Genomic DNA, 3080 nt, shown 5'->3' with positions numbered 1-3080 from the left:
CCGCCAGATCGGCGAAGGGCCGGTTTTGTTTTTGTCTGGCGCCGCGTCGGTCAGCCGGCGGACGGCAGAATGCTGAAAGTGTCGGGGTCGACCGGGCGGCTCTGTCTGGGAAGGCCCGCGACGACGAGCAGGTACGACTCGGTCACGAGGTCGTCCACCAACGCCTGCTCGATACCCGCACCAGGTCTGATGGTGATCCAGTGCTTCTTGTTCATGTGGTAGCCGCGAGAGATGCTCGTGTGCGACGCGCGGAGCGTCTCCGCATCTGAGGGATCGGCTTTGAGGATCACGACCGGCTCCCCAGGCATCGATGTCTGCAGCATGAACACCTTGCCGCCGACTTTCGACACCTCCCAGTCGCCGGTGAACTGGTGCTTGTGCTCTGAACCCGGGAGCTCTGCGGCGCGCGCGGCCGCGCGGTTCTGAACTGTCCTGTCTGCGTACCTCTTGGCCTCCTCGAGGTCGGTAGAGGTCGACTGTCCGGCGTCCGTCGAGGAGAGGTGCGGGCGCCGGACAGTCGAGTCCCCCAGAACCGAGCAGGCGCGCCGATCGCGCACCCGCTCAGTTCGTCACATGTGGGTGAAGATCTTCTCGGCGTCGAAGCGCGAGACCGGCTGGCGAGAGACGCGCGTCTCGTCCGGGTACCCGAGCGCCATGATCAGCGTTGTGGTGAAGTCGGTGTCGGTGAGGCCGAACGCTTCGTCGATCGCCGCGCGGTCGAACCCTTCAAACGGGGTGGCGTCGACTCCGAGAGAAGCGGCGGCCATCATGGTCGCGCCGACCACGAGGTAGGTGTTCTTCTCCAGCCAGTGGAGTACGTCGCCGCCATAGTTCTCCGACTGGATCTTCAGGAAGCCGGACGCTCCAGCCTCCCATCCCTTCTGGGTCTCCGGGTCCGCGAAGCGACCGTCCGCGCGTTCCTTCGCGAAGATCTCCTGCAAGTGCTCGTCGGGAATCGTCTTGCGGGTCGTGAACACGATCGCGTGCGACGCGTTCCGCACCTTCTCCTGGTTGTCCTCGAAGCGGCCGACGAGAGCGTTCGCAAGCTTGTCCTTGCCGGCCTGCGTCTCCAGCACATGGAAGTGGTTCGGCTGGATGTTGATCGTCGTCGGCGAGGTGCGCAGGTAGCGCAGCAGGAGCTGGAAGGTCTCCTCCGGGATCTTCTTGTTCGGGTCGAAGTAGCGGGTGAGGTGCTTGGTGATCAGATTGTTGAGATCCATGCTCGGTTTTCGTTTCGTGTTCGGAGAGATCGGGTCAGGAGGTGGTTTCTGGGCGTTGGAGTCACGTCAGTAGGTGGTGAACGTCGCTCTCATCGGGGCGACCTCCGTGCCGGTCGACGCGGTTTCGACGTCGCTGGTTACGCGCCCGCACCGGGGATGTCGACGACGGTGTCGTTGACGTTGTTGAGGTAGTTCGTGAGCAGCGTGACGACCACGACGGTGACGATCGCCTGGATCTCGGGGTCCGTGTACCCGGCCTCGCGGACTGCGGCGATGTCCTCGTCGCCCACCTGACCGCGGGTCTCGATCACCTGCTGGGAGAAGCGGGCGACGGCGGCACGCTTGGGATCGGTGGAGCCGCCGGTGCGGGCCAGCTCGATCTCCTCGGTGGACATGCCTCCGAGGTTCGCGGAGATGTATCCGTGCAGCGCCGAGCAGTAGTCGCAGTCGTTGGAGTGGGACGTGGCCAGCGCGATCGTGTGGCGGGTCTTCGCGTCGAGGAGCTTCGCGATGCTGCCCTGCAGGCCCATCACGATCTCGAGGACGGTCGGGTTGGCGGCGAGCGTGGTGAACATGCCCGGAGCGAAGCCGAACTGCTTGGCGATGGCGTCGAGCGTGCCCTGCGTCTTGGCGTCGATGTCGGTGAGCTCGGGCGTGCTGAGACGAGACATGGTGGTGGTCCTCGGGTCGGTATCAGTCTGGGCTACTGGGCCCACTTGCAGTGAACACGACGCGGAATGGGCTGTCAAGCCCAATCCTGTTCGGATTAGGCCGCCTAGCCCAATCTGCGGTCAGGGTGGTGACATGCAGATGAACGATGGATCGCGTGGCCTTCGCGGGCTCACGGGCAGGGGGCTGGCGACGCGAGGTCGCATCCTCGAGCACGCCGCGGACTTGATCTACATGCGGGGGGTCCACGCGACGAACAACGAGCTGGTGCGAAGAGCAGCGGGGGTCAGCGGCTCGCAGCTGAGCTGGTGCGCGCCGTCAACGACTGGCAGGCCGAGAGCGTGCCCGGCTTCCACCGAAGCGCACGGTTCGCCGACTTCGACACGATCGAGGCGTACCAGGAGTGGGCGGACTTCTTCGTCGTCTCCGGTCGCCCGTTCGAGAACGGCTGCAGCCTCGGATCCCTCGCGAGCGAGATAGTCAAGACCGATCTGGATGTCCACGACGATCTCACCCCGTCTTCGCCGAATGGCGGGACATCTTCCGAGCGGGACTCGAGCGGATGCAATATGCCGGACCACTCGACGCGTCGGCGGATCCGGCGCGACTCGCACACATGCTGATCGCCGCCTACCAGAGAGGCAGCCTGCTAGCGCAGATCGCCCGCGACGTTGTCCGATCTTGGTGGTTAATTCCAACTGCCATGTAGTGAAGCCGGGTTGGTAGGCGTCGAGATGACTGGCGGAGTCGGTCGTGGGTCTGCCCGTGCGCCAGGGGTAGCAGCGCGACGAGCAGGCGGTGGACCATGAGCGCTGGTGATCACTCGTGGGTCTTCTCGGATCGGAGCGTGTCGTGTCGGTGCAGCCCCAGCCTTGGCCTCTGCCGGATCCGCAGATCGCGGCGGCGATCCAGATGATGTACTCGGGCAGGCGGGAGGCCCCACTGACGGTGCAGGTCTGCGACCGGCTGGGCGAGGTGTTCCCGGACGCTGCCTTCGCCGACGGGTTCGGGCGGGCAGGCAAGCCGGGCTGGTCGCCGGGCCGGCTCGCGCTGGTCACGGTGCTGCAGAAGGCCGCGAACCTCACCGACCGGCAGGCCGCGGACGGAGGGACATCTTCCGCGATGGAATCGAGCGCATGCAGCAACTCGGCCGCATCAGCGCTGAAGCAGATCCCACACAACTGGCCGATC

At 65.4% G+C, this 3080-nt stretch carries 4 protein-coding genes and 1 pseudogene; 2 read left to right on the top strand and 3 right to left on the bottom strand.

Annotation, left to right across the window (positions count from 1 at the left end):
* Positions 1-50: 50 nt before the first annotated feature.
* The 3 genes from VXC91_RS44100 to VXC91_RS44090 form a co-directional block, all read right to left on the bottom strand.
* Positions 51-557 (bottom strand): MmcQ/YjbR family DNA-binding protein, encoded by a 507-nt coding sequence (locus VXC91_RS44100; protein WP_329512968.1) that lies wholly within the window; start codon positions 555-557, stop codon positions 51-53.
* Positions 558-569: 12 nt separating this feature from the next.
* Positions 570-1220: a nitroreductase family protein gene (locus VXC91_RS44095; protein WP_329512967.1), complete on the bottom strand. Its 651-nt coding sequence runs from the start codon at positions 1218-1220 to the stop codon at positions 570-572.
* 137 nt (positions 1221-1357) lie between these two features.
* Positions 1358-1891 carry a carboxymuconolactone decarboxylase family protein gene (locus VXC91_RS44090; RefSeq protein ID WP_161561949.1) on the bottom strand — a complete coding sequence of 178 codons (534 nt, stop codon included), beginning with the start codon at positions 1889-1891 and terminating at the stop codon, positions 1358-1360.
* A gap of 306 nt (positions 1892-2197) precedes the next feature.
* On the opposite strand from VXC91_RS44090, the gene VXC91_RS44085 reads away from it, so the two are divergent.
* Positions 2198-2512 (top strand): hypothetical protein, encoded by a 315-nt coding sequence (locus tag VXC91_RS44085; protein WP_329512966.1) that lies wholly within the window; start codon positions 2198-2200, stop codon positions 2510-2512.
* Positions 2513-2741: 229 nt separating this feature from the next.
* Positions 2742-3080 (top strand): annotated as a pseudogene (locus VXC91_RS44080) (hypothetical protein); the annotation flags it as partial.

This window comes from Streptomyces chiangmaiensis, assembly GCF_036281785.1.
GTDB lineage: Bacteria > Actinomycetota > Actinomycetes > Streptomycetales > Streptomycetaceae > Streptomyces > Streptomyces chiangmaiensis.
The sequence above is the reverse complement of the archived record's forward strand: the minus strand, read 5'-3'. Positions and strand labels throughout refer to the sequence as shown.